Origin of the sequence: Phaeobacter sp. JH20_08 (assembly GCF_048056635.1) — a bacterium.
Taxonomy (GTDB): domain Bacteria; phylum Pseudomonadota; class Alphaproteobacteria; order Rhodobacterales; family Rhodobacteraceae; genus Phaeobacter; species Phaeobacter bryozoorum.
The window spans coordinates 48727-72214 of the sequence record NZ_JAYMVV010000011.1; the positions used below are offsets into that span (position 1 = coordinate 48727).

Genomic DNA, 23488 nt, shown 5'->3' on the forward strand with positions numbered 1-23488 from the left:
GCCGATGGCGACATTGTCCTCGGTACAGATGCCGCGAAGGATAAAAGTCAAAGCTGGTGCCAAAGGGGTAGACCGGCCCCAATAGGCCGGGTCATCCCAGGGGATCTGTGGAAAATGGTGCGGGTGGAGGGACTTGAACCCCCACGCCTTGCGGCGCCAGAACCTAAATCTGGTGCGTCTACCAATTTCGCCACACCCGCATCCTGTCGGTGGTCACAGCCACCGTGAAGCGCTCAATAGCAAAGCTTTTTGACGGATGCAAAAGGGAAAGCGCGGTTCGGGCGCAACTTTTTCACCCGCGCCCTGCCCCGGCTATCCGGTTCGCCCCTCAAGCCTGCGCAACACGCAAGGGATCTGCTCGGGCAGATCCTCGGCAATCAGCCCGGGGCCGAATTCCAGCGCGCATTCGACGTGAATATAGGCGGCGGTCTCGGACGCCTGCATCGGGGAAAACCCGCGCGCCAGCAGCCCGGTGATGAAGCCTGCCAGCACATCGCCCGACCCGGCGGTGGCCAGCCAGGGCGCGGACCGCTCGTAATGGGCAGAATTGACCGAGCAGTGCCCGTCCGGCGCGGCGATCACCGTATCGGGCCCCTTGAACAGCACCACGCAGCCCGCGCGTCTGGCCGCCTCACGGGTGGCGTCGACCTTGGAATAGGCGGGACCGGAGGTGGCGGGTGCTGCCAGTTTTTCTGCGATATCCGGGAACAGCCGGGCAAACTCGCCGCCATGGGGCGTGATCACACAGGTGTCGTGCAGGGCCTCAAACAGGACGTCGGGTTTCAGCTCGAACCTTGTGAGCGCATCTGCGTCCAGAACAGTGGCGCGTTTTTCCTTCAGCACCGCCATGACCACCGCCTGGGTGTCGGCCCCGCGCCCCAGTCCGGGGCCAAGGCAGACCGCATTGAACCGCTTGTCCTCCAGAAGCTCGCTGACCCCATGCGCGCCGTCGATCTGCCGCAGCATGATCGCCGTCAGCTGACTGGCATTTTCCATCATTGCCGATCGCGGCGAGCCGACGGTCACCAGCCCTGCCCCGATGCGAAGCGCTCCGCGGGCGGCAAGACGCGCGGCACCGGTCCGGCCATGTCCGCCGGAGAGGATGAGGGCGTGGCCGTGGGTGTATTTGTGATGACCGCTTCGCTTCGACATTATCTGTGGCGCAACCGAGGTCACGACGCCGCCAGTTGCGGCACCTTGCCCTGTTTTCAGGCCGATGCTTTTGACCACGACCCTGCCTGACTGCTCGGGTCCATCTGCCAGGACATGCGCCAACTTCCGGCTGTGAAAGGTTACCGTGAGATCAGCGCGGATTGCCTCAAATTCCCGTGCCGGTTCCTTACTAAGCAGCAGTTTGCCCGAGTCCGTGCACGCCCCGCTGGGTAGGTCAATTGAGACCACGCGGGGCGCCGGGAAAGCCCCCGTTCTGGAGCTTTCTGACAGACGCCACTCGGTTATCTCGGTTAGCCGGCCAAACGAATTGAACGTCGCGACCGGCCGCGTAAGTCCAGTTCCAAACAGCGCATCAACAAGAAGAGTGTTTTCCCGGTGCTTTGCAGGATCCAGTGCAAATGCGCCACTCCCAGTGTCGACATATGGAACGACTGCTCCCAGCTCCCGCCACCGCTCATAATTCACCTTCGCATCCGTCGGCAGCTTGTCCGGGTCTCCATAAAGGAACACCTCCACCTCCCAGCCTCGCTGCTTCAACAGTCGCGCCACAACAAAACCGTCGCCGCCATTGTTGCCCGGCCCGCAGAGTACCACGGCACGGTAGGGTCCTTCGGCACCGTTCTTCTGGCCAGAAATATCCCGGGGGGAGGCCGCAGGCCGGGGGGCAGCGCCCCCCATTTGGCTAGCCGCAGGCCCCGCCAGCTCCGGCCATTCCTCGAAAATGGCCTCGACCACGCCCCGCCCTGCCCGCTCCATCAGCTCCAGACCGGTGACCTCGCCAGAGCCGATGGCGGCCTGTTCAATGGCGCGCATCTGGGCAGCGGTCAGCAATTCGCTCATTCCTTTGACCTTTCGATTGGGGCAGCAAACGGCGACGCGGATTCAGAACTGCGCATAAAACGGGCGCACTGCCTAATTTTTAGGCACATCCGATGAAATCCTGCGCAGTTTCGCCGCAGCGCTTGCAGCTCTTGTTGTCGCGGCTCAGTAGAAGTGATCTGACCTCTCTCGACAAGGTTGCGAGGAGTCACCCCGATGAAAAAGATCGAAGCCATCATCAAGCCGTTCAAACTCGACGAGGTGAAAGAAGCCTTGCAGGACGTGGGCGTACAGGGTCTTTCGGTGATCGAGGTCAAGGGGTTTGGCCGTCAGAAAGGTCATACCGAGCTCTACCGTGGCGCCGAATATGTCGTCGATTTCCTGCCGAAGGTGAAAATCGAGGTGGTTCTGGACGATGATCAGGTTGATGCCGCCATCGAGGCGATTGTGGCAGCAGCCAAGACCGACAAGATCGGCGACGGCAAAATCTTTGTCTCGCCCGTTGAGCAGGCAATCCGCATCCGCACCGGGGAAACCGGTTCGGACGCGCTCTGAGCCTGACCACATAATACTCGGCTGTCCCTGTCGCCGCGCGGCAGGCCAGCCCGGACACTCTCAAGACAAAAAAGATCAGAAGGACCATTGGAAATGAGCGCAGACGCAGTTCTGAAGATGATCAAAGACGAAGATGCCGCCTATGTCGACATCCGTTTCACCGATGTGCGGGGCAAGCTCCAGCACGTGACCGTGGACGTCGACCTGGTGGATGAAGATTTCCTCGAAGAGGGCTTCATGTTCGATGGCTCCTCCATCGCCGGCTGGAAGTCGATCGAAAACTCCGACATGAAACTGATCCTCGACACCAGCTCGGCCTATGTCGATCCGTTCTATGCCGAAAAGACCATCTGCATCCATTGTTCCGTGGTTGAGCCCGATACCGGCGAAGCCTACCCCCGCGATCCGCGCGGCACCGCGCAGAAGGCAGAGGCCTATCTGAAATCCTCCGGCATCGGCGATGTGGCCTATATGGGCCCCGAGGCAGAATTCTTCCTGTTTGATGATGTGCGCTTCTCCAACACCATCAACAAAGTCTCCTTCGAGGTCGACGCCACCGACGCCTCCTGGAACACCGATACCGAATATGAAATGGGCAACATGGGCCACCGTCCGGGTCTGAAGGGCGGCTATTTCCCGGTGAACCCGATCGACGAAGCCCAGGACCTGCGCTCCGAAATGCTCTCGACCATGAAGCGTCTGGGCATGAAGGTGGACAAGCACCATCACGAGGTGGCCTCGTGCCAGCACGAGCTGGGCCTGATCTTTGACAGCCTGACCAAACAGGCCGACGAGCTGCAGAAATACAAATATGTGATCCACAACGTGGCACATGCCTACGGCAAATCCGCAACCTTCATGCCGAAGCCGATCTATGGCGACAACGGCACCGGCATGCATGTGAACATGTCGATCTGGAAGGACGGCAAGCCGCTGTTCGCGGGCGACAAATATGCCGATCTCAGCCAGGAAGCGCTGTATTTCATTGGTGGCATCCTGAAGCACGCCAAGACCCTGAACGCCTTCACCAACCCCTCGACCAACTCCTACAAGCGCCTGATCCCCGGCTTTGAGGCCCCGGTTCTGCGTGCCTATTCCGCCCGCAACCGCTCCGGCTGCGTGCGGATCCCATGGACCGAGAGCCCGAAGGCCAAGCGCGTCGAAGCCCGTTTCCCAGATCCGGCCGCAAACCCCTACCTGGCCTTCTCCGCCCTGCTGATGGCCGGCCTTGACGGGATCAAGAACAAGATTGATCCGGGCGAAGCCATGGACAAGAACCTCTACGACCTGCCCGCAGAAGAGCTGGCCGGCATCCCCACCGTCTGCGGCAGCCTGCGCGAAGCGCTGGAATCGCTGGCGGCCGACCATGACTTCCTGTTGCAGGGCGACGTGTTCACCAAGGACCAGATCGAAGGCTATATCGCCCTCAAGATGGAAGAGGTGGAAACCTACGAACACACCCCGCATCCGGTGGAATACGGCATGTACTACAGCTGCTGATCCCCGATCACGCAGGCTGACTGGGCGCTCCCTTCGGGGGGCGCCTTTTTCATATGCGCCGCAGCAGCTCAGCTCGCCGTCGTCCTCGTCAGATGTGGGTGGCTGCGACATATGATCATGGCGCTCCGCTGACGCGATATTGCGTGCAGGCCCAACGGGGCGACTTTTGATTTGACATCCCCCCGCCGCTCGGTCTCCATCGCCGCATGATCCTTGCTGTTCTACTGCCCATCGCCATGCCGATCGTGGCGCTCATCTGCCTTTTTGCGGCCTACCGGCCAAATCGCATCTCACGCGCGCTGCTGGCGGCGACGGGCTGGGCTTTGCTCGCGCTGACCGGGTGGTATGTTGCCCGTTTCATACTTGGCCTTGCCTAGCGGCGGCCCGCGTCATGCCGGATCCCGGCCCCCCTGCCGCTGACACGCTCCCCTTACGTCAACTGATCGGAAACACTGCAAGTGATTGGCGGCGATTGGCAATCGCTGCGGCATCAATGTGACCATTCCCCGCCCATGTTTCGCCCCATTCGTCGCGTGACAGCAGGTCGAATGGCAAGAAATATCAACATTTTCAGAATGATAGCTAGAGTCACCGACGCATTCAAATAACCTAAGGATTATTTTACCAATCGCCTGTCGCCGCCTCACTTTCCACCATTTCAAATTTTAACTTAATTGTTGAAACATCTGAGCGGAGGATCCCGACGGTGACACAGTCAGTTCAGTACAAAGGCAAGCTCGGCTTTGAGGCCCGACACCCGGAGGCCTTGTCCAGTAGCTCGGCCTCGGTGGTCGATACGCTAGAGGAATATGGTCACGCCGTGCGGCAGTTCCGATCCCGCAGCCCCAATCTGATCCTGCTTGAGTGCGATCATTATCGCATTGAACTGCGCTATCTGCGCCATCCGATCAAGCCGACGCGGGCCAACAGCGCCGATGCGGACTGCACCGAGACGCGGCTGCGCAGCGCGCTGAATGTGACGCTTATCCCGAACCATCCTGACCATTGCGACGCCGAGCTGAGCGAGCTGCTGCTGGCGGTGGTCCTGCGCCGCCTGACAGAAGAGCTTGAGGTGGCGACGGTGGATTGGCTGGACACCCCCGTCACGCTGACCCGGGCGGCCTTTCTTGGTGCGTTTTCGGACGCTGCAGAGGTCGAAACACCCTCCGAGGCGGCTATGCCCACCCCGCTAGACGGGTCAGCAGACGGGACTGCAACCGTACCGCCGGAGGTGTTGCTGACCGTATCACCAGTGACCGCGCCGACAGACGCTGCGGCTGACACCTCCGCCGTTATTGCGCCGCAGATCGCTGCGCCGGACGCGTCGCAATCCGCAGCCGATCCCAAACAACGATCCCAGGGACGGCTACGCGGCCGGGCCTGTTTCGAGCCGGTCGATGTCACCGCTGCCCAGCTTGCCGAACATTGCGCGGCCATGCTCGACTCCTCGGAACTCCGCGCCACCGGTCGCCACGCCATCGAGGCGCGTAACAGGGCGCGGGCACGCACCAAGGCCATCCTGCAACATCCGCGGGCTGCCCACTACGACATGGCCCGGATCGGTGGTCTGCTGGCGGCTGTGCCGCCGCGTATGCTCTCGGCGGTGGCCCATATTCTGCACAGCCCGCAGCTGCGCGGCCATCTGCATATCATCTGTGGCGCAACTGCGCTGCTGGCCCTGCAAAGCTCGGCTGCCATCGCCTTCTAGAGCCGCACCCGCTCTAGGCCGATGCAGCCGGTGCCCCCCATTGGGCCAAGACATCCGCACGGGCCAGCACGCTCGTGTGGATGCTGAAAACAACCGCGCGACTGCGCGGCAGCCGCAGAATCGCCTGCCGTTCGCTGCGCAGATACCCGGCGTCATCCGCCGCCGGCCGTGGACGATCTCCGCTGACCCGGCGCGGCTGATGCAATGTGGGATCGGCGTACCACAGCGCATTGAACCGCCACATCGGGCGGCCCTGCTGGACCCCGTCAAACAGCCGCTGCACCCGCGCCGCAATGCCCGCATCATAGCTGTCGACAGGCGCATGGATGGCGATCAGCGGACGCAGGTATTTCTCCGCCAGGGTCCAGTTCGCCGGGAAGCACAGCACCGCCCCGGTCAGCACATGCTCATCCGCCCCCTGCGGTTTTTCCAGAATGCAGAAATCCTGCTGCGCGATCCGCCCCAGCGTGCCGAGGGGATCCTCCCAGTCCAGCTGCACCTGCACCCCGTCAGGCCGGAGCACATGGCCTGGCCGAGACGGCGCAGCCTCCGGGTAGAGCTGCGCCAGAACCGCCTCCAGCAACTCGCAGGCAGCGGGCATCGCCCCCGGCCCGCATTGCAGAACCTCCGCCCGCTGAGTTGTCAGCAGCCGCTCACGCTCCGTCATCTGCGCGGCGAAGGCGGCATCGAAATAGAGCCAGTCTTCTGGCGCCAGCGGCTGGATGCCGGGCAGCTTGCGCTCTTCCAGGGGATTATACGGCAGGCGGGTTTGCAGAATCTCATTCATGCCACCTTGTAGCAAGCAAAGCCTGCCATTTCATCCGCCAGCTTGCGCATCAGCCTGAAAACGACCGTCCGAACGGTCGTATTTGGCAGCGACACCGGCGCAAGCCCCGCGCCACTTTGGACAGACCTGTCCAGAGATGGAGCCGGAGATGAACGAGCACTACCGCGACACCCGCAAGATTGATCCCACGCGCGGCGCCACCCTTGGCGACAATACGCCCAACGATCAGGACCGGGTCGAGATCGGCCCCACCCAACTGGCCTATCGCGAATGGGCCGCCGCAGGGTTGCAGCTGCCTGACCTTCAGGCGATGCGCCGCTACCGCTGGGAGCGGCTGACCCGGTTCATCAACGATCGCGACTACGGCGGCCTCCTGGTGTTTGACCCGATGAACATCCGCTACGCCACCGACTCCACCAATATGCAGCTGTGGAACACCCATAACCCGTTTCGCGCACTCTTGATCTGCGCTGACGGCTACATGGTGATGTGGGACTACAAACAGGCGCCTTTCCTCAGCGGATTCAACCCGCTGGTGCGCGAACAGCGCGCCGGGGCGGATCTGTTCTACTTTGATCGCGGCGACAAGGTGGATGTGGCGGCGGATGTCTTTGCCAATGAGGTGCGTGAGCTGTTGCGCGCCCACAGCGGCGGCAACAGGCGGATCGCGGTGGACAAGATCATGCTGCACGGGTTGCGCGCGCTCGAAGCACAGGGGCTGGAGGTCTTCCCCGGCGAGGAGCTGACAGAGAAATGCCGCGCAGTGAAAGGCCCCGATGAGATCCGCGCCATGCGCTGCGCCAATCACGCCTGTGAAACAGCTGTCGCCGCGATGGAGCGCTATGCCCGCAGCGCCATCCCCGGCGGTCAGATCAGCGAAGATGACGTCTGGGCAGTGCTGCACGCCGAAAACATCCGCCGGGGTGGCGAATGGATCGAAACCCGGCTGCTGACCTCTGGCCCGCGCACCAACCCGTGGTTTCAGGAATGCGGCGGACGCATCATCCAGAACAACGAAATCATCAGCTTTGACACCGATCTGGTCGGTTCGTACGGGATCTGTATCGACATCTCGCGCAGCTGGTGGATCGGCGACCGCGCGCCGCCTGCCGATATGATCTATGCGATGCAGCACGGGGTTGAGCACATCCGCAGCAATATGGAGATGCTGAAACCGGGCGTGAATCTGCAGGAGCTGTCGCGCAGCTGCCATCTGCTGGATGCTCAGTTCCAGAAACAGAAATACGGCTGCATGATGCACGGTGTCGGGCTCTGTGATGAATGGCCGCTGGTCGCCTATCCCGATCAAATGGTCGAGGGCGCTTTCGACTATGAGCTGGAGCCGGGCATGGTGCTCTGTGTCGAGGCACTGGTCAGCCCCGAAGGCGGCGATTTCTCGATCAAGCTGGAGGATCAGGTGCTGATTACCGAAACCGGCTATGAGAACCTCACCACCTACCCGTTCGATCCGGCGTTGATGGGCACGGCGGGCGGGAAGTGACCCGCAGGGCGTCGCGCAAAGAGCCTGGGCAGAGCGCCCACCGGCGGGCGCTTTCCCGCTGGGGGAGAGACCGCTGAACCCGTGGCGCCGTCAGGTGCCTCCGCTTTGCCACCGGGCGAGTTTATCTTTCAGGATCAGCACACTGGGCGCGGAACTATATTGCGACAGCTCTGCCAGCGGCACCCAGGCCAGCGCCTTTGATTCCGCAGTGGCCCGGATTTCGCCTGCCTCGGCGCGAAACAGGTAGCGCACATCGTAGTGCAGATGCGCCGCCTCGCGGCCATTGGCCGGGATTTCGTGAATGTCGATGTCGAACACCTGCTCCCCAATACGGCTGATCCGGCTGAGCCCGCTTTCCTCATAGGCCTCTTTCCAGGCGGTGAACCCTGCATCGGCGATGCCGTCGCAATGTCCGCCCAACTGTAACCACCGGTCCAGTTTGGCATGATGGGTGAGCAGCACCGCAGAGAGATCCTGCGACAGCACAAAGGCGGATCCGGTCACATGGCCGATTGCCGGATCCCGTTCAAACGCCCTTGGCTCGCGCGCGCAAAACGTGGTCAGGCGCTGCCACATCTGCCGGTCACGCGCATCCAGCGGGGTGAATGCGCCGATCCCCGCGCAGTGATCCAGGGTCGTATTTGTTGTCAATATCTCTCACCTTCCCGTGACGTCGGGGCCTGATGGCTTGTACCTGCCCGGCTGTCGCCGCACCTTAGGGCGACCCCCAGATAAAGGCCATTCCTATGCCCACCGAACGCATTTCCTTTTCCGGTCACTCCGGTGACCAGCTGGCTGCGCGACTGGATCTACCCGAAGGGCCGATCCTGTCAACGGCGCTGTTTGCGCATTGTTTCACCTGTTCCAAGGATATCCCGGCAGCGCGGCGCATCTCGGCCCGTCTGGCGGCGATGGGAATTGCCGTCCTGCGGTTTGATTTCACCGGTCTGGGTCATTCCGATGGCGAGTTTTCCAATACCAACTTCAGCTCAAATGTCGCCGATCTGGTGGCGGCGGGACAATATCTGGCGGGGCGCGGGCTGGCGCCTGCGCTGCTGATCGGTCATTCGCTGGGCGGCGCTGCGGTGCTGCGCGCCCGTGCAGGCCTGCCGTCGGTGCGCGGCGTGGTGACGCTTGGCGCGCCCTCCGATCCGGCCCATGTGGCGCATCAGTTTGGCGAGGCGCTGGAGCAGATCGAGACCGAAGGTGCCGCCGAGGTCTGTCTGGCCGACCGCCCGTTCCTGATCCGCAAGCAATTCGTCGACGACATCCGCAGCGAGGCGCTGACCAGCGCCGTTGCTGATCTGGATGCCGCGCTTCTGGTGATGCATGCGCCGCTGGATGCCACCGTCAGCATCGACAATGCAGCAGAGCTGTTCATGGCGGCCAGACACCCCAAGAGCTTTGTCACTCTGGACGATGCCGACCACCTGATTTCGCGTCCCCGTGATGCCGAATATGCCGCTGACCTCATCGCCGCCTGGGCCGGGCGCTATATCGACCTGTCGCCGCCTGCTCCGCCCCCCGGTGCCCCCGAAGGCGTGCTGCGCGTCACCGAAGCTGATCCGAACGGCTTTTTGCAGGATATCCAGTCCGGCCCCCGTCATCACACCTACGCCGATGAACCGCTGGCCTATGGCGGCAGCAATCGTGGCATGACACCCTATGGGTTTATCGCCGCCGGTCTCGGCGCCTGTACCTCCATGACCATCCGCATGTATGCCCGGCGCAAGGGCTGGCCGCTGGAAGGCGTCAGCGTCGATGTCTGCCATGACAAGGTCCATGCGCAGGATGCCCTGCCCTCGGGTCCGGCGCAGATCGACCAGTTTACCCGCGTGATCTATCTGACCGGCCCCCTAAGCGCAGATCAACGCGCCAAGCTGATGGATATCGCCGACCGCTGTCCGGTGCATCGCACGCTGGAACATGGCGCCAAGGTGACGACGCGGCTGGATCAGGCCGAGATTGAGGTGGATCCGGCACATCTGCCGTTCTGACCCTGCGCTGACGGCGGCATTTCTTGGGCGGGCGGATGTCGCCGCTGGCTGTCGGCCATAACCGGTGCCGCCTGCCTCCCTATCAGTGGCGCAGAACGCACCGATGCGCCGGATGCGGGGCATAAGACAGCTGAAATCGGGCGCTTTCTGTCGCGGGCTGGCTCCGCGCCCTTGCCCTGTGAGGCGCGCTGCTCTAAGACGCGCGGCATCATCCGCTTCCCTTCTGCCCTGCTACAATAAGGTGCTGCTGCCCATGATCCCCCGCTATTCCCGTCCTGAAATGGTTGCCATCTGGTCGCCGGAAACCAAATTCAAGATCTGGTACGAAATCGAGGCACATGCCTGTGAAGCCATGGCGAACCTCGGCGTGATCCCGCGCGAGAACGCCGACGCGGTATGGAAAGCCAAGGACGTGGAATTCGACGTCGCCCGCATCGACGAGATCGAGGCCGTGACCAAACATGACGTCATCGCCTTTCTGACCCATCTGGCCGAACATGTCGGCTCCGAGGAAGCGCGCTTTGTACATCAGGGCATGACATCTTCGGACGTGCTGGACACCTGCCTCAATGTGCAGCTGGTGCGTGCCGCCGACATCCTGCTCGAGGGCGTCGACAAGGTGCTCGCCGCGCTGAAGAAACGCGCGCTGGAGCACAAGGACACCGTGCGCGTCGGCCGCTCACATGGCATCCACGCCGAGCCGACCACGATGGGTCTGACCTTTGCCCGTTTCTATGCCGAAATGGACCGCAACAAGCAGCGTCTGCAAAATGCCCGCGCCGAAGTTGCCACCGGCGCGATCTCCGGCGCGGTTGGCACCTTTGCCAATATCGACCCCCGCGTTGAAGAACATGTCTGCGAACAGCTCGGCCTCAGCCCCGAGCCGATTTCGACCCAGGTGATCCCGCGCGACCGTCACGCAATGTTCTTTGCCACGCTGGGCGTCATCGCGTCGTCGATCGAGAATATCGCAGTGGAAATCCGCCACATGCAGCGCACCGAGGTGCTGGAAGGCGCCGAATTCTTCTCGATGGGCCAGAAAGGCTCCTCGGCAATGCCGCACAAGAAGAACCCGGTTCTGACCGAGAACCTCACCGGCCTTGCGCGCCTGGTGCGGATGGCGGTGATCCCGGCGATGGAAAACGTGGCGCTGTGGCATGAGCGCGATATCTCGCACTCCTCGGTGGAGCGCGGCATCGGCCCGGATGCGACCGTGACCCTGGATTTTGCGCTCAACCGTCTGGCCGGCGTCATCGACAAGATGCTGGTCTTCCCTGAGAACATGCTGGACAACATGAACAAATTCCCCGGCCTCGTTATGTCGCAGCGGGTGCTGCTGGCGCTGACGCAGGCGGGTGTCAGCCGCGAGGACGCCTATTCCATGGTGCAGCGCAACGCCCTGAAGGTCTGGGAAGATCGTGTTGATTTCCGCGAGCTGCTGCTGGCGGATGCCGATGTGGTTGCCGCCCTTGGCGAAGAGGCGATCAACGAGAAATTCGACATGGGCTATCACACCAAACACGTCGACACGATTTTTGCCCGGGTGTTTGGCGACTAAGCCAACCTGTGATCTCTGTGATTGCACAGGCCGCTCTGCCACACGCAGGGCGGCCTTTTTCGTGCCGCTGCGCCTCACTGTCTTGTTATCCCGCCCCGGTGGTCCACCCTCTAAGGTGAAGACACCTCAGGCCGCAGATCCGCGGCGCGCGCGACAAAAGGACAATCCCATGCCTGCCATCCCGACACGAACCGCCCTCTTCGCCCGCTCTCTGCCCGCATCGGTGCTGCGGGCCAGCTGTGCCGCGCTGCCTGCGCTGGCGCTCTCGGCCGCTTTTGCCACCGCCTTTGCAGGCCAGTCATTGGCGGCAGGGAGCGATGACAGCGCCGCGCCAAAGCCAACCAACACCACCAAGACCTGCAAGGGCGCCAAGGTCTGGGACGATCAGAAACAGCGCTGCGTCGCGCCCAAACACTCCTCGCTCGACCCGGATGAAATGTATGACGCCGTGCGCGAACTCGCCTATGCCGGGCGCTATGGCGACGCGCAGGCGGTGCTGGCGGCGATGCCTGACCAGATGGATAGCCGGGTGCTGACCTATTGGGGCTTTACCTATCGTAAGCAGGGCTATCGGGACCAGGCCATGTCCTATTACACTCGTGCCATTGCGCTGGATCCACAGAACCATCTGGCGCGGTCTTACATGGGGCAAGGGTTTGTAGCTGAAGGAAAATACGGTCTTGCGCTGGAGCAGTGGAAACTGATCCGCGCCGCTGGCGGCAGTGGCAGCTGGGCCGAGGTCTCGCTGCGCGAGGCGCTTTTGTCGGGGCAGACGCAAAGCTATTGATTTTCAGCATTTCTTTACGGCTTGCGCCCTAGATTGGAGACAACAGAAAGAGAATCTTTTTGGCTAGGGCTCATAAATGCAGAATGAAAATGCTTTGGCGCTTCCCATGGCGGCCTCCTCAGATGACTTTGGCGATTTCTCCGCCCCGGCTCCGCTTGGCGGGATGGATTTCGGCGGCGATTTCGGCGGCGGCGATATGGGGATGGGCGGCATGGGTGGCGGTGCGCTGGATATGCCCGCAATGGGCGGTGGTATGCCCGCCGCCAAATCCAAACTGAGCGGCAAGGCCAAAGCCGCCATTGTGGTCCGCCTGCTGCTGAACGAAGGGGCCGATATCCCGCTGGAATCGCTGCCGGACGATTTGCAGATCGAATTGACCCAGCAGATGGGCCGCATGGGGCTGATCGACCGTACCACCCTGCATGAGGTGGCCGGGGAATTTGCCGAAATGCTCGACAACGTCGGCCTCTCCTTTCCCAATGGTCTGGCTGGTGCGCTCTCCGCGATGGAGGGCAAGATCAGCCGCCAGACGGCCAGCCGCCTGCGCAAGGAGGCCGGCGTGCGCCAGTTTGGCGACCCGTGGGAGCGTCTGCGCGCCTTGCCGCCAGAGGAGCTGGCGGAGCTGGCTCAGGCCGAAAGCACCGAGGTCGCCGCTGTCCTTCTGTCCAAACTCGACACCACCAAGGCGGCGCAGATGCTGATCCACCTGCCCGGTCCCGTAGCCCGCCGCATCACCTATGCTGTCAGTCAGACCGCCGCCGTGACCCCGGATACGGTCGACCGGATCGGCCTGTCGCTTGCCGCGCAGATCGAGGCGCGGCCCGAGGTCGCCTTTGAAGAGACGCCGGGCCAGCGCATGGGGGCCATCCTGACCCAGGCGGCAGCGGGCAAACGTGACGAGGTGCTGACCGCGCTGGATGAGGAAGACGAGGAATTCGCCGGTGACGTCCGCAAATCGATCTTCACCTATGCTCTGATCTCACAGCGCGTCAGCCCCGTCGATGTGCCCAAGATCGCGCGCGTTCTGGCGCAGCAGGATCTGGTCACCGCCATCGCCTTTGCCACCGACGAGGACGATGTGGAATCCAGCGAATTCATGCTGGCCAATATGTCCAGCCGGATGGCCAACAACATCCGCGAGGAAGTGGCCGAACGGGGCAAGGTCAAGCGCAGCGTTGGAGAAGGTGCCATGGGCACGATCGTCAACGCATTGCGAGAGCTGGTGAATTCCGGCGAGATCGAGCTGCGCACCACTGACGAGGACGACGAGGACTGATCTCAGCGCCCGCAACGGCGGCGCGGCCCAGGGCCGCGTCCACCGGATCTGAGCGGACGTATGGCCAAGAGCTGCGTTGCCGATCACGGGGTCGGTTGCTTGTGCCTGTTGGCGCCGCCGTTTATGGTCGCGGCTGATTTTGCTTTCCTCAATTGCAGGCCGACCGGACATGCCCGTTGATCCCTCCACCCTGTCCCCAGGCCGCCGCGCCAGCTACTACGCCAGCAATCTGGCGCTGCGCGCGATCATCGGCGCGCTGGGTCTGATCCCCTATGACAAACGCATTCCGGCGATGGGCTGGGTGATGCGCAAGGCTGCACCGCTGGCGGGGTTTCACAAACGGGTGCGCGACAATCTCGCGCTGACCTGCCCCGAATTGCCGGAGGCGGAGGTGGCGCGTCTCTGCGATGAGGTCAGCGACAATGTCGGGCGCGTGGTGGCGGAACTCTACGCCGGGCAACCGTTTCTGGAGCGCGCCTGGGCGGCGCCGGTCTCCGGCCCCGGTCTGGCGGCGCTGGAACGCGCCCGCGCCGAAGGGCGTCCGGTCATTCTGGTCACCGGTCATTTCGGCAATTACGACGCCGCGCGCGCCAATCTGATCAAGCGAGGCTTTGCCATGGGGGCGCTCTATCGTCGGATGGCCAATCCCTATTTCAACGACCACTATGTGCGCGCCATTGAAAAGACCGGTAAGCCCATGTTCGAACAGGGAAAACGCGGCATGATGGAGATGGTCCGCCACCTGAAACAGGGGGGCATCATTGCCATCGTGGCGGATCTGCATGCCCATGGCGGGGTCAATATCGACTTCTTCGGCGAACCCGCCGTGACCTCCATCGTGCCAGCCGAACTGGCGCTGAAATACAAGGCTGCGATGATCCCGGTCTACGCCATTCGCCAGCCCAACGGGCTGGATTTCGAGATCATCGTGCAGGAAGAAATCGCCCCATCGGATCCTGTCACCATGACCACCACCGTCTGCAAACGGCTGGAGGAACTGGTGCGGCAACATATGGGGCAATGGTTCTGGATCCACCGGCGGTGGAAACCCTATGTGCCGATCCCGAAACCCACACCGGCAGACCGGAAACCGGACGCGACCTGAGCCTGCCCGGGGTGCTGCGGTGTGCGGTCTTCGTCTGGCCTGGCTCAGGTTTGCCCGGCCCACTTCAGCCTGTCTCAGTTCAGCCTGTCTCAGTTCAGCTTGGCTGCGGCCAGGATCGCACCATAGGGCGCCTGCTGTACCAGCAGCGCGGCCGGGCGGGCATCGGTCAGCGTCACAGTCAGCTCCAGCGTGCCCTGCCCGTCCCAATCCGCCACGCGGTCGATCTGTTCGACGACATTGGCGTAATCCAACCGACGGCCCGCCAGCTCCCCGCGTGAGATATCCACGGTTTTCAGCGGCGCATAACGCACCAGCTGCACCGAGATCGGCCCGGACAGAACCGGCGCGGTATCCGCCCGGCGCAACGCGACAGCGACGCCATCAGCGGCGCTGCCATCAATGCGGATCGACACCTGGCTGGGCCGGGTCTGATGGCTGGCGATCACCTCGGTCAGCTCCATCGCATTGGCGCCGACAACATCGTCCTGACCATTGACGATCATCTGCGGGGTATAGACCATCTGGCGCCCGCCGACGTGGGCGTATCCTTTCTGGCGGCGGGTGTGGGCGGGATCGGCGAACTGATCTTTCCAGCCGATATAATCCCAGTAATCCACATGCAGCGCCAACGGCAGCACATCAGGCCGCGCCGTCAGCTGCCGCAGCAGCGCATCAGCAGGCGGACAGGAGGAGCACCCCTGCGAGGTGAACAGCTCCACCACCACCAAATCGGTGGCCGCGCCAGCGCTCTGCGCGGCAGCCCCGGTTGGCAGCGTCATCCACACGGCCAGAAAAAGCGATGCGACCCATTTCATACAAGATACCCTTTTTGCTCTGGCTTATGGATCTAGCGGGCTGAGCCTGAAATGACCAATCAATCATTCTTGAGACGCCCGTGCGCGGTGCTGTTTAGGGTGAAAATTCCACCTTGGCGCAAATTTTGTGTACTATTGCATACAAAAATGCTGCCTGCGGCGTTTCAGCTATTGAATGCACGCCCGACCTGTTGCAGATAGCCGGTAGCGAATTCCCTGTTTTCACATCCCAGAGGGAGGCCAAACATGCCTATCACCGTCGGACAGGACAATGCCAAGACGCGCCGCAAACTGAGCGCGGGTGGCAAGTCGATCTCCTATTACTCGATCCCCGCCGCAACCGAAGCCGGTCTTGGCGATTTTGCCAAGCTGCCTGCCGCGCTGAAAGTGGTGCTGGAAAACATGCTGCGGTTTGAGGACGGCGGCTTCTCCGTCTCCACTGACGATATCAAGGCCTTTGCCGAATGGGGCGCCAATGGCGGCAAGAACCCCCGCGAAATCGCCTATCGTCCGGCCCGCGTGCTGATGCAGGATTTCACCGGCGTTCCCGCCGTTGTGGACCTTGCCGCGATGCGCGACGGTATCAAGGCGCTGGGTGGCGACGCCCAGAAGATCAACCCGCTGAACCCGGTTGATCTGGTCATCGACCACTCGGTCATGATCGACGAGTTCGGCAACCCGCGCGCGTTCCAGATGAACGTCGACCGCGAATACGAACGCAACATGGAGCGTTACCAGTTCCTGAAATGGGGTCAGGGCGCGTTCAACAACTTCCGCGTTGTGCCCCCGGGCACCGGCATCTGCCATCAGGTGAACCTGGAATATCTCGCCCAGACCATCTGGTCCGATGAGGATCAGAACGGTGAGATGGTCGCCTACCCCGATACGCTGGTCGGTACCGACAGCCACACCACCATGGTCAACGGCGCGGCCGTTCTGGGCTGGGGTGTTGGCGGTATCGAGGCCGAGGCTGCGATGCTGGGTCAGCCGATCTCCATGCTGATCCCCGAGGTCATCGGCTTTGAGCTGACCGGCGCCATGGTCGAAGGCACCACCGGCACCGACCTCGTGCTGAAGGTTGTGGAAATGCTGCGCGCCAAGGGCGTGGTTGGCAAATTCGTGGAATTCTACGGCACCGGTCTTGATACGCTGCCGCTGGCGGACCGCGCCACCATCGCGAATATGGCGCCGGAATATGGCGCCACCTGTGGCTTCTTCCCGATCGACGAAGAAACCATCCGCTACCTGCGCAACACCGGCCGCGACGAAGACCGTATCGCGCTGGTCGAAGCCTATGCCAAGGAAAACGGCTTCTGGCGTGATGCGGATTACGCCCCGATCTACACCGACACGCTGAGCCTCGACATGGGCACCATCGTGCCTGCGATCTCCGGCCCGAAACGCCCGCAGGACTATGTCGCCCTGACCGGCGCCAAGGCGGCGTTCCAGAAGGAAATGGAAGAGACCTTCAAGCGTCCCATGGGCAAGGAAGTCGCCGTCAAGGGCGAGGACTACACCATGGAAAGCGGCAAGGTCGTGATCGCCTCGATCACCTCCTGCACCAACACCTCGAACCCCTATGTGATGATCGGCGCGGGCCTCGTGGCGCGCAAGGCCGCTGCCCTCGGTCTGGATCGCAAACCCTGGGTCAAAACCTCGCTTGCGCCCGGTTCGCAGGTTGTGTCCGCCTATCTGGAGGCCGCAGGCCTGCAGGAAGATCTGGACAAGATCGGCTTTAACCTCGTGGGCTATGGCTGCACCACCTGTATCGGCAACTCCGGTCCTATCCAGCAGGAGCTGTCCGATGCCATCGCCGAAGGTGATCTAGTGGCGACCTCGGTCCTGTCCGGCAACCGCAACTTCGAAGGCCGTATCAGCCCCGATGTGCGCGCCAACTATCTGGCCTCGCCGCCGCTGGTTGTTGCCTATGCGCTGGCGGGCACCATGGATATTGATCTGGCGTCAGATCCGATTGCCCAGGACAAGGACGGCAAGGATGTCTACCTGAAGGACATCTGGCCGAGCCAGAAGGAAATCGCCGATCTGGTCGAAGCAACCGTGACCCGCGAAGCCTTCCTGTCGAAATACGCCGATGTGTTCAAAGGCGACGAGAAATGGCAGGCGGTGGACACCACCGACGCCGAGACCTACGACTGGCCGGCAAGCTCCACCTATATCCAGAACCCGCCCTACTTCCAGGGTATGGGCTCTGAGCCGGGTACCATCTCCAACATCAAGGACGCAAAAACGCTCTTGATCCTCGGCGATATGGTCACCACCGACCACATCTCCCCGGCGGGCTCTTTCGCGACCACCACCCCGGCAGGCCAGTATCTGCTGGACCGTCAGGTGCAGCCGCGTGAGTTCAACTCCTATGGCTCGCGTCGTGGCAACCACGAGATCATGATGCGCGGCACATTTGCCAATATCCGCATCAAGAACGAGATGCTCGACGGTGTCGAAGGTGGCTATACCAAAGGCCCCAATGGCGAACAGACCTCAGTCTACGAGGCCTCCATGGCCTATCAGGAACAGGGTACCCCGCTGGTTGTCTTCGGCGGCGAACAATACGGTGCGGGCTCTTCGCGCGACTGGGCGGCCAAGGGCACAGCCCTGCTGGGCGTCAAGGCGGTCATCGCCGAGAGCTTCGAACGTATCCACCGCTCCAACCTGGTTGGCATGGGCGTGATCCCGTTTGAGTTCACCGGCGGCGACACGCGCAAGACGCTGAAGCTCACCGGCGATGAGACGGTCTCGATCCACGGTCTGGACACCATCAAGCCGCAGCAGGAAGTTCCTTGCGACATCACTTACGGCGATGGCACCACCAAGACCATCACCCTGAAGTGCCGCATCGATACCGCGCCCGAGATCGAGTACATCGAACATGGCGGCGTGCTGCATTACGTGCTGCGCAACCTCGCCAAATCCTAAGGCAGGCGCAGGTCACAGCATCTGAGCGATCAACGCGGGTGCCCTTCGGGGCACCCGTTTTTGTTTTCAACACGATGAATTCAGGCATAAACTCGCGGGACCAATCGGAATCATCGCATCAAGATGCCGTTACGTAAACTTCGAACTGGACGGCGGGCTGCCGGCCCGTCTAGGATTTATCAACAGATCTAGCAGCCGCGTAACGACGGCACTGCCAGATGCAACAGGTTGTGCTCAGCCGCCCCCAAGACGCACTAAACTCAGACGGATGCCCAGTGAACGACACTCCTGAAAAAGAAGCTATCATTGTCACCATCACGGCGATCCCCGACCTCTACGACGAGCTGGTCGCGGCGCTGCAGAAACTGATGCCGGAAACCCGTCGTTTTCAGGGCTGTATCCAGGCCCATCTCCTGCTGGCACCAGAGCGCGGCGAGGTGGTCATTTTCCAGATCTGGGAAAACAGCGAGGTCCAGAGCGCCTATCTCACCTGGCGGGCAGAACGCGGTGATTTTGATCGGCTGGCAGAGTTCATACAGGACGAACAGATCTTCCGCACCTATGAGCTCGGCTAGGATCGGATCCTGCTTGCCCCGCCAGGCCTGCGCCGCCTGCCGATGGCAACCGCATCAGTTGGCTGCCGCACGCTCCAGTGCCGGGCGCAGGGTGCTGTCGATCACCCGCTGTGTGATGGGACCGGCAAAACGCAGGATGATAGTGCCCTTACCGTCGATGACATAGGTTTCCGGCACGCCATAGACACCCCAGTCCAGCGCCATCCGACCTGCCTCATCGCGACCGATGGCCGTATAGGGATTGCCCAGCTCGTTCAGAAAGCCAACGGCGTTGTCTTCCTGATCCTTGTAGTTCACCCCGTAAATCGCCAGCCCCTCCTTGGACAGCGCATCCAGGCTCGGGTGTTCCACCCGGCAGGGGCCACACCAGCTGGCCCAGAAATTCACCAGTTTCACGCTGCCGTCCCGCAGCGTGGCATCGTCGAACCCGGGTTCACCGGGAAAATCGGTCAGCACAACCGGCGGCGCGCTCTGACCTTCACGTGCTGACGGCAGGCTTTCGGGATCATCGCGGAACATGCCAGCCAGAAACAGGGCCACCAGCCCGCCAAAAACCAGAACCGGCAGCGCCATCACGGGAGAAATCTTAGCCACGGGGCGCACCTCCACGGGTCTGCATCTGTTGTTCCATTGCCTGCATCTCCCGCCGTATCCGGCGACCACGGGCAAAGGTGATCACCAGCAGTCCGGCCAGCAGAACCAGCGAGGCGCCGTAGGAAGACAGCACTTCAACGGCATATTTTCCAAGATCGGGCATTATGCGTCCATCCTTTCACGCAGCATCAGCGCACGGATCCGGCGAGCGCGGATTTCCGTGCCGGTCCGGTAGAGCACCAGCGCCAGAAACATCAAGCCAAAGCCAATCATGCAGACATAGAGCGGGTTGGAAAACGCATCGGCCACATTCTCCTCCTTGTCGAGCGAGAGCGACGCGCCCTGATGCAGACCCTGGTTCCAGAAGTTCACCGCATAGCGGCTGAGCACCGCAAAGACGGAGCCAACAAGACACAGGATCGAGGTGAGATCCGCCGCCGTGTCCGGATCCTCGATCGCCTCCCACAGGGCGATATAGCCAAGGTAGAACAGGAACAGCACAAGGAATGAGGTCAGCCGCGGGTCCCAGACCCACCAGGTGCCCCACATCGGCTGGCCCCAGAGCGCGCCGGTCACCAGCGCGATCAGCGTCATCACCACCCCAACGGGCGCTGCGGCACGCGCGGCCAGGGCGCTGACATGATGACGGCGCACCACCCAGATCAGTGAGGCCACCAGCATCATGAACCAGGCGTTGATGGCGATCAGCGCCGAAGGCACATGCAGGAAGATGATCTTCACCGTGGACCCCTGCCGGTAGTCATCTGGTGTGAAGAAGAACCCCCAGACCAGCCCCACACAGGTCAGCACGGCAGCTGTGACCCACAGCGCGGGCAAGACCCGCTCCGAGGTGGTCAGGAACTTCTTTGGATTGGCGTATTCCCAGATCGACATGGTGGCTATTTAGCTCTTGCTTGAAGGGATCTCAATTCATTCATCCTAGCGCAAATTGACGCGCAGCACGGCGGCACTGGCAAAGGGCAGCAGCGCCAGCGAGGCGGCCGAGATACCGGCCAGCATCAACAGCGGCGTCTCTACCGCCATGCCCTCGGCCCCCCGGCGCGCCGCCTCGGCTCCGAAGATCAGAGTCGGCACATAAAGCGGCAGCACCAGAAGCGACATCAGCAGACCGCCCCGCTTCAGCCCGACAGTGAGCGCCGCACCAAAGGTGCCGATCACCGACAGCGCGGGCGTGCCCAACAGCAGCGAAACCACCAGCCAGAGAAACCCCTGCCCCGGCAGGTTGAGCAGAACCGCGAGCACCGGTGCTGCCAGAACCAGCGGCAGCGAGGTGGTGATCCAATGGGCCAGCGCCTTGATCGTCACCACCGCCTCCAGCGGCAGCGGCGCCGTGGCCATCAGATCCAGCGTGCCATCCTCCCAGTCCAGCGCCAGCAGACGGTCCAGCGACAACAGGCAGGCCAGGAGCGCGCCCAGCCAGAGGATGCCGGGCGCGATACGGCTGAGCAATTCGGACTGCGGCCCCACCGAGAATGGCACCAGCACGGTGACAATCAGGAAAAACGCCAGCCCCAGCCCAAAGCCGCCGCCGGCACGCAGCGCCAGCTTCAGATCCCGCAGCAACAGCGCCCTCACAGGAAGGCTCCGTCAAAATTGTCGAGATCCGGCAGCCTGGCCCGAAAACGGCCCACATCCAGCGTGTCGCCATCCAGACCGAGATCGATATGCGTGGCGATCAGCGCCGCGCCGCCACCGGCCAGATGCTGCTGCACCACCTGTGCAAACTGCTGCACCGAGGCCCGGTCCAGACTGACGGTCGGTTCATCCAAGATCCAGTAGCGCCGCCCCGTCACCATCAGCCGCGCCAGACCCAGGCGGCGTTTCTGTCCGGCCGACAGCGCCCCGGCCTGCCGGTCGCGCAGACCTCGCAGCTCAAAGGCATCCAGAGCGGCATCAATCGCGCCGGTGGCAAAAATCGCCGCCCAGAACCGCAGGTTCTCCGCCACTGTCAGCGTCAGCTTGATCCCGTCGGCGTGGCCGGCATAGGCAAAATCCTCGGCGCTGCCGTCGCCGTCAAAACTGATCTCACCCGCCAGCGGCGGTTGCAGCCCGGCGATGGTGCGCAGCAGCGTGGTCTTGCCGCTGCCGTTTGGCCCCCGCAGGATCAGCGCCCGGCCCGGTGTCAGCGCAAAGCTCACCCCCTCCAGCACCGGAACGCCGCCGCGCGCGATGCTCAGCCCTGCGATGGTCACTGTCATGAAATCCGCCTACCCATTTGGTTCTGCTTCGAAAAAGCCGATCCGGCGGCCGCTGTCCTTGCGCCAGATCAAGCCCAGGCCTGCACGTGCGACAGTCAGACCGCAAGCGCCGCAAGCGCGATGCGGCGGCCCTCGGACAACAGCACGTTATAGGTCCGGCAGGCGGCGGGGGAGTTCATCGCCTCAACTCCGATCCCGGCCCCTTCCAGCTGCTGGCGCAGACCGGCGGGGATATGGGCCACCTCGGCGCCGGTGCCGACGAACAGCACATCCACATCCCCGACAAGCGCCAGCAATGGCGCGCTGTCCTCATAGCCGCCCCAGTCCGTGGTCCCCGTGGCCCCGGTCAGGATATTGCCGTGATGCACCTCACCGCCAACCCGAAAGAACCCCGGCCCATAGCCATCAATTGGCAGGGCATCCGTATAGGCTACTTCGTTCAAACGCATGGCGTGCATCCTTTGTACGTGGTCGGGTGGTGGGCGGGCGACCCTGCCCTGCCCGGCTGCATAACATGTCCGCCACCGCGACAAAATACCAGCGCCGCATATGCCGATAAAAAGAGGCCGCAACCCATGGGGCTGCGGCCTTTGATCCGTCGCGCGGTCTGAACCCTCAGGCGTCGATATTTGCGAACTGGTTGCCCGCGGTGTTCGACGGCTTGGTCCAGTCGCGTTTCACACCCAGCCACAACAAGATGGTGGAGGCCACGAAGATCGACGAATAGGTGCCGATGATGACGCCCCAGATCATCGCAAAGACAAAGCCCCGGATCACATCGCCGCCCAGCACATAAAGCGAGATCAGCGCCAGCAATGTGGTCACCGAGGTCATCACCGTCCGGCTGAGGGTTTCGTTGATCGAGATGTTCAGAACCTCGGCCAGTGGCTTTTTCTTGTAGCGACGCAGGTTTTCACGCACCCGGTCAAAAACCACCACGGTATCGTTCAGCGAATAGCCGACGATGGTCAGCAGCGCCGCGATGATGGCCAGATCGAACTTGATCTGCAGTTCCGAGAACACGCCAATGGTCAGCACCACATCGTGGACAAGCGCGGCAACAGCGCCAAGCGCGAACTGCCACTCAAAGCGCAGCCAGATATAGATCAGAACCGCACCAATCGCGAGGGCGACCGCCAGCACCGCCGTCTGTACCAGCTCACCCGAGACCTTGGGGCCTACAGATTCCACCGAGACGAATTTGATCCCCGGTGCCACCGTATCCAGTGCTGCATTCACATCCGCGATCACTGCGCCGGAAATCGACTCGCCATCGCCCTGCGCCTGAATGCGCACCATGGCCACATGCTGGTCCACGTCAAAGGTCGGATCGAACACCTCGCTGATGGTGATGTCCCCCAGCTCCAGCGGTTCCAGCGCGCCGCGATAGGCGCCCACGTCGATCTCGGTCGTGCTTTCGGTCCGGATGGTGGTGCCGCCGCGGAAGTCGATGCCGAAATTCAGCCCCTGCAAGGCAAAGGAGGCAAAGCCGACAACGATCATCAGCGCAGAGATGCCCAGCCACAGTTTCCAGAGTCTGAAGAAATCAAACGAGGTATTTTCGGGAATTAGTTTCAGCCGCATC

22 protein-coding genes and 1 tRNA gene are annotated in these 23488 nt (G+C 62.3%); 11 read left to right on the plus strand and 12 right to left on the minus strand.

The genetic code is table 11. The features are described from left to right. Positions 1-115: 115 nt before the first annotated feature. Together VWY75_RS10790 and VWY75_RS10795 are read right to left on the minus strand one after the other, a co-directional pair. Positions 116-200: transfer RNA gene (locus VWY75_RS10790), tRNA-Leu, on the minus strand. 112 nt (positions 201-312) lie between these two features. Then, on the minus strand, positions 313-2013 hold the full coding sequence (locus VWY75_RS10795; RefSeq protein ID WP_416538910.1) for an NAD(P)H-hydrate dehydratase: 1701 nt from the start codon (positions 2011-2013) through the stop codon (positions 313-315). A 195-nt stretch (positions 2014-2208) separates the two neighbouring features. Between VWY75_RS10795 and VWY75_RS10800 the strand changes: the two genes are divergently transcribed. From VWY75_RS10800 to VWY75_RS10810, 3 genes are all read left to right on the plus strand, one after another. Continuing rightward, complete coding sequence (locus VWY75_RS10800) at positions 2209-2547, plus strand: P-II family nitrogen regulator (protein WP_014874894.1); 339 nt, start codon at positions 2209-2211, stop codon at positions 2545-2547. Between the two features lie 93 nt (positions 2548-2640). Further along, positions 2641-4047, plus strand: coding sequence for a type I glutamate--ammonia ligase (gene glnA / locus VWY75_RS10805; protein ID WP_340545814.1), 1407 nt, complete (start codon positions 2641-2643; stop codon positions 4045-4047). 706 nt (positions 4048-4753) lie between these two features. Continuing rightward, on the plus strand, positions 4754-5755 hold the full coding sequence (locus VWY75_RS10810) for a hypothetical protein (RefSeq protein WP_416538912.1): 1002 nt from the start codon (positions 4754-4756) through the stop codon (positions 5753-5755). Between the two features lie 13 nt (positions 5756-5768). Here the strand turns inward: VWY75_RS10810 and VWY75_RS10815 are convergent, their stop codons facing one another. Beyond that, positions 5769-6542 (minus strand): heme-dependent oxidative N-demethylase family protein, encoded by a 774-nt coding sequence (locus VWY75_RS10815; RefSeq protein WP_416538913.1) that lies wholly within the window; start codon positions 6540-6542, stop codon positions 5769-5771. 148 nt (positions 6543-6690) lie between these two features. On the opposite strand from VWY75_RS10815, the gene dddP reads away from it, so the two are divergent. Next, positions 6691-8043 (plus strand): dimethylsulfonioproprionate lyase DddP, encoded by a 1353-nt coding sequence (gene dddP, locus VWY75_RS10820; RefSeq protein WP_416538914.1) that lies wholly within the window; start codon positions 6691-6693, stop codon positions 8041-8043. A gap of 90 nt (positions 8044-8133) precedes the next feature. Here dddP and VWY75_RS10825 read toward each other — a convergent pair whose 3' ends face one another. Beyond that, positions 8134-8619 (minus strand): NUDIX hydrolase, encoded by a 486-nt coding sequence (locus tag VWY75_RS10825; protein ID WP_416539168.1) that lies wholly within the window; start codon positions 8617-8619, stop codon positions 8134-8136. A gap of 170 nt (positions 8620-8789) precedes the next feature. Between VWY75_RS10825 and VWY75_RS10830 the strand changes: the two genes are divergently transcribed. From VWY75_RS10830 to VWY75_RS10850, 5 genes are all read left to right on the plus strand, one after another. Continuing rightward, positions 8790-10040 carry an alpha/beta fold hydrolase gene (locus VWY75_RS10830; protein ID WP_416538915.1) on the plus strand — a complete coding sequence of 417 codons (1251 nt, stop codon included), beginning with the start codon at positions 8790-8792 and terminating at the stop codon, positions 10038-10040. A gap of 253 nt (positions 10041-10293) precedes the next feature. Continuing rightward, positions 10294-11598, plus strand: coding sequence for an adenylosuccinate lyase (gene purB, locus VWY75_RS10835; protein ID WP_340545820.1), 1305 nt, complete (start codon positions 10294-10296; stop codon positions 11596-11598). 169 nt (positions 11599-11767) lie between these two features. Next, positions 11768-12385, plus strand: coding sequence for a tetratricopeptide repeat protein (locus VWY75_RS10840; protein ID WP_416538916.1), 618 nt, complete (start codon positions 11768-11770; stop codon positions 12383-12385). Between the two features lie 76 nt (positions 12386-12461). Then, positions 12462-13661, plus strand: a complete 1200-nt coding sequence (locus VWY75_RS10845; protein ID WP_416538917.1) for a flagellar motor switch protein FliG — start codon at positions 12462-12464, stop codon at positions 13659-13661. A gap of 169 nt (positions 13662-13830) precedes the next feature. Then, positions 13831-14766, plus strand: coding sequence for a lysophospholipid acyltransferase family protein (locus tag VWY75_RS10850; protein WP_416534177.1), 936 nt, complete (start codon positions 13831-13833; stop codon positions 14764-14766). An 89-nt stretch (positions 14767-14855) separates the two neighbouring features. Here the strand turns inward: VWY75_RS10850 and VWY75_RS10855 are convergent, their stop codons facing one another. Beyond that, positions 14856-15581: a DUF1223 domain-containing protein gene (locus tag VWY75_RS10855; RefSeq protein WP_416534178.1), complete on the minus strand. Its 726-nt coding sequence runs from the start codon at positions 15579-15581 to the stop codon at positions 14856-14858. A 246-nt stretch (positions 15582-15827) separates the two neighbouring features. On the opposite strand from VWY75_RS10855, the gene acnA reads away from it, so the two are divergent. Then, positions 15828-18515: an aconitate hydratase AcnA gene (acnA, locus tag VWY75_RS10860; protein ID WP_416538918.1), complete on the plus strand. Its 2688-nt coding sequence runs from the start codon at positions 15828-15830 to the stop codon at positions 18513-18515. Between the two features lie 275 nt (positions 18516-18790). Further along, the gene (locus tag VWY75_RS10865; RefSeq protein ID WP_416534180.1) at positions 18791-19090 is read left to right on the plus strand and encodes a putative quinol monooxygenase; all 300 of its coding nucleotides are present in this window, start codon (positions 18791-18793) and stop codon (positions 19088-19090) included. A 54-nt stretch (positions 19091-19144) separates the two neighbouring features. On the opposite strand, the gene VWY75_RS10870 is transcribed toward VWY75_RS10865, so the two are convergent. The 7 genes from VWY75_RS10870 to secF all read right to left on the minus strand — a co-directional run bounded on the left by VWY75_RS10870 (position 19145) and on the right by secF (position 23487). Next, positions 19145-19684 (minus strand): DsbE family thiol:disulfide interchange protein, encoded by a 540-nt coding sequence (locus tag VWY75_RS10870; protein WP_340545827.1) that lies wholly within the window; start codon positions 19682-19684, stop codon positions 19145-19147. After that, positions 19677-19847 carry a heme exporter protein CcmD gene (gene ccmD / locus VWY75_RS10875; RefSeq protein WP_416538919.1) on the minus strand — a complete coding sequence of 57 codons (171 nt, stop codon included), beginning with the start codon at positions 19845-19847 and terminating at the stop codon, positions 19677-19679. Before ccmD ends, VWY75_RS10870 begins: the two co-directional genes overlap by 8 nt. Continuing rightward, entirely contained in the window at positions 19847-20578 is a 732-nt protein-coding gene (locus tag VWY75_RS10880; RefSeq protein ID WP_416534182.1) for a heme ABC transporter permease, read from the minus strand. The genes ccmD and VWY75_RS10880 overlap by 1 nt, the downstream gene beginning before the upstream one ends. 45 nt (positions 20579-20623) lie before the next feature. Continuing rightward, a complete protein-coding gene (ccmB, locus tag VWY75_RS10885) occupies positions 20624-21280 on the minus strand; it encodes a heme exporter protein CcmB (RefSeq protein ID WP_340545830.1) in 657 nt (218 codons plus the stop codon). After that, entirely contained in the window at positions 21277-21903 is a 627-nt protein-coding gene (gene ccmA, locus VWY75_RS10890) for a heme ABC exporter ATP-binding protein CcmA (RefSeq protein WP_416538920.1), read from the minus strand. The genes ccmB and ccmA overlap by 4 nt, the downstream gene beginning before the upstream one ends. 95 nt (positions 21904-21998) lie before the next feature. After that, positions 21999-22352, minus strand: coding sequence for an Mth938-like domain-containing protein (locus VWY75_RS10895; RefSeq protein WP_416538921.1), 354 nt, complete (start codon positions 22350-22352; stop codon positions 21999-22001). Between the two features lie 166 nt (positions 22353-22518). Beyond that, positions 22519-23487, minus strand: a complete 969-nt coding sequence (gene secF, locus VWY75_RS10900; protein WP_416538922.1) for a protein translocase subunit SecF — start codon at positions 23485-23487, stop codon at positions 22519-22521. Position 23488 lies beyond the last annotated feature (1 nt).

What these genes read in the sequence shown, in the direction of transcription:
- VWY75_RS10825 (WP_416539168.1), bottom strand. Translation starts at nt 8,619, where the DNA reads ATGTGGCAGCGCCTGACCACGTTTTGCGCGCGCGAGCCAAGGGCGTTT.
- VWY75_RS10795 (WP_416538910.1), bottom strand. Translation starts at nt 2,013, where the DNA reads ATGAGCGAATTGCTGACCGCTGCCCAGATGCGCGCCATTGAACAGGCC.
- VWY75_RS10840 (WP_416538916.1), top strand. Translation starts at nt 11,768, where the DNA reads ATGCCTGCCATCCCGACACGAACCGCCCTCTTCGCCCGCTCTCTGCCC.
- ccmA (WP_416538920.1), bottom strand. Translation starts at nt 21,903, where the DNA reads ATGACAGTGACCATCGCAGGGCTGAGCATCGCGCGCGGCGGCGTTCCG.
- dddP (WP_416538914.1), top strand. Translation starts at nt 6,691, where the DNA reads ATGAACGAGCACTACCGCGACACCCGCAAGATTGATCCCACGCGCGGC.
- VWY75_RS10845 (WP_416538917.1), top strand. Translation starts at nt 12,462, where the DNA reads ATGCAGAATGAAAATGCTTTGGCGCTTCCCATGGCGGCCTCCTCAGAT.
- VWY75_RS10895 (WP_416538921.1), bottom strand. Translation starts at nt 22,352, where the DNA reads ATGCGTTTGAACGAAGTAGCCTATACGGATGCCCTGCCAATTGATGGC.
- secF (WP_416538922.1), bottom strand. Translation starts at nt 23,487, where the DNA reads ATGCGGCTGAAACTAATTCCCGAAAATACCTCGTTTGATTTCTTCAGA.
- VWY75_RS10815 (WP_416538913.1), bottom strand. Translation starts at nt 6,542, where the DNA reads ATGAATGAGATTCTGCAAACCCGCCTGCCGTATAATCCCCTGGAAGAG.
- VWY75_RS10800 (WP_014874894.1), top strand. Translation starts at nt 2,209, where the DNA reads ATGAAAAAGATCGAAGCCATCATCAAGCCGTTCAAACTCGACGAGGTG.
- VWY75_RS10880 (WP_416534182.1), bottom strand. Translation starts at nt 20,578, where the DNA reads ATGTCGATCTGGGAATACGCCAATCCAAAGAAGTTCCTGACCACCTCG.
- ccmD (WP_416538919.1), bottom strand. Translation starts at nt 19,847, where the DNA reads ATGCCCGATCTTGGAAAATATGCCGTTGAAGTGCTGTCTTCCTACGGC.
- purB (WP_340545820.1), top strand. Translation starts at nt 10,294, where the DNA reads ATGATCCCCCGCTATTCCCGTCCTGAAATGGTTGCCATCTGGTCGCCG.
- acnA (WP_416538918.1), top strand. Translation starts at nt 15,828, where the DNA reads ATGCCTATCACCGTCGGACAGGACAATGCCAAGACGCGCCGCAAACTG.
- VWY75_RS10830 (WP_416538915.1), top strand. Translation starts at nt 8,790, where the DNA reads ATGCCCACCGAACGCATTTCCTTTTCCGGTCACTCCGGTGACCAGCTG.
- VWY75_RS10855 (WP_416534178.1), bottom strand. Translation starts at nt 15,581, where the DNA reads ATGAAATGGGTCGCATCGCTTTTTCTGGCCGTGTGGATGACGCTGCCA.
- glnA (WP_340545814.1), top strand. Translation starts at nt 2,641, where the DNA reads ATGAGCGCAGACGCAGTTCTGAAGATGATCAAAGACGAAGATGCCGCC.
- VWY75_RS10850 (WP_416534177.1), top strand. Translation starts at nt 13,831, where the DNA reads ATGCCCGTTGATCCCTCCACCCTGTCCCCAGGCCGCCGCGCCAGCTAC.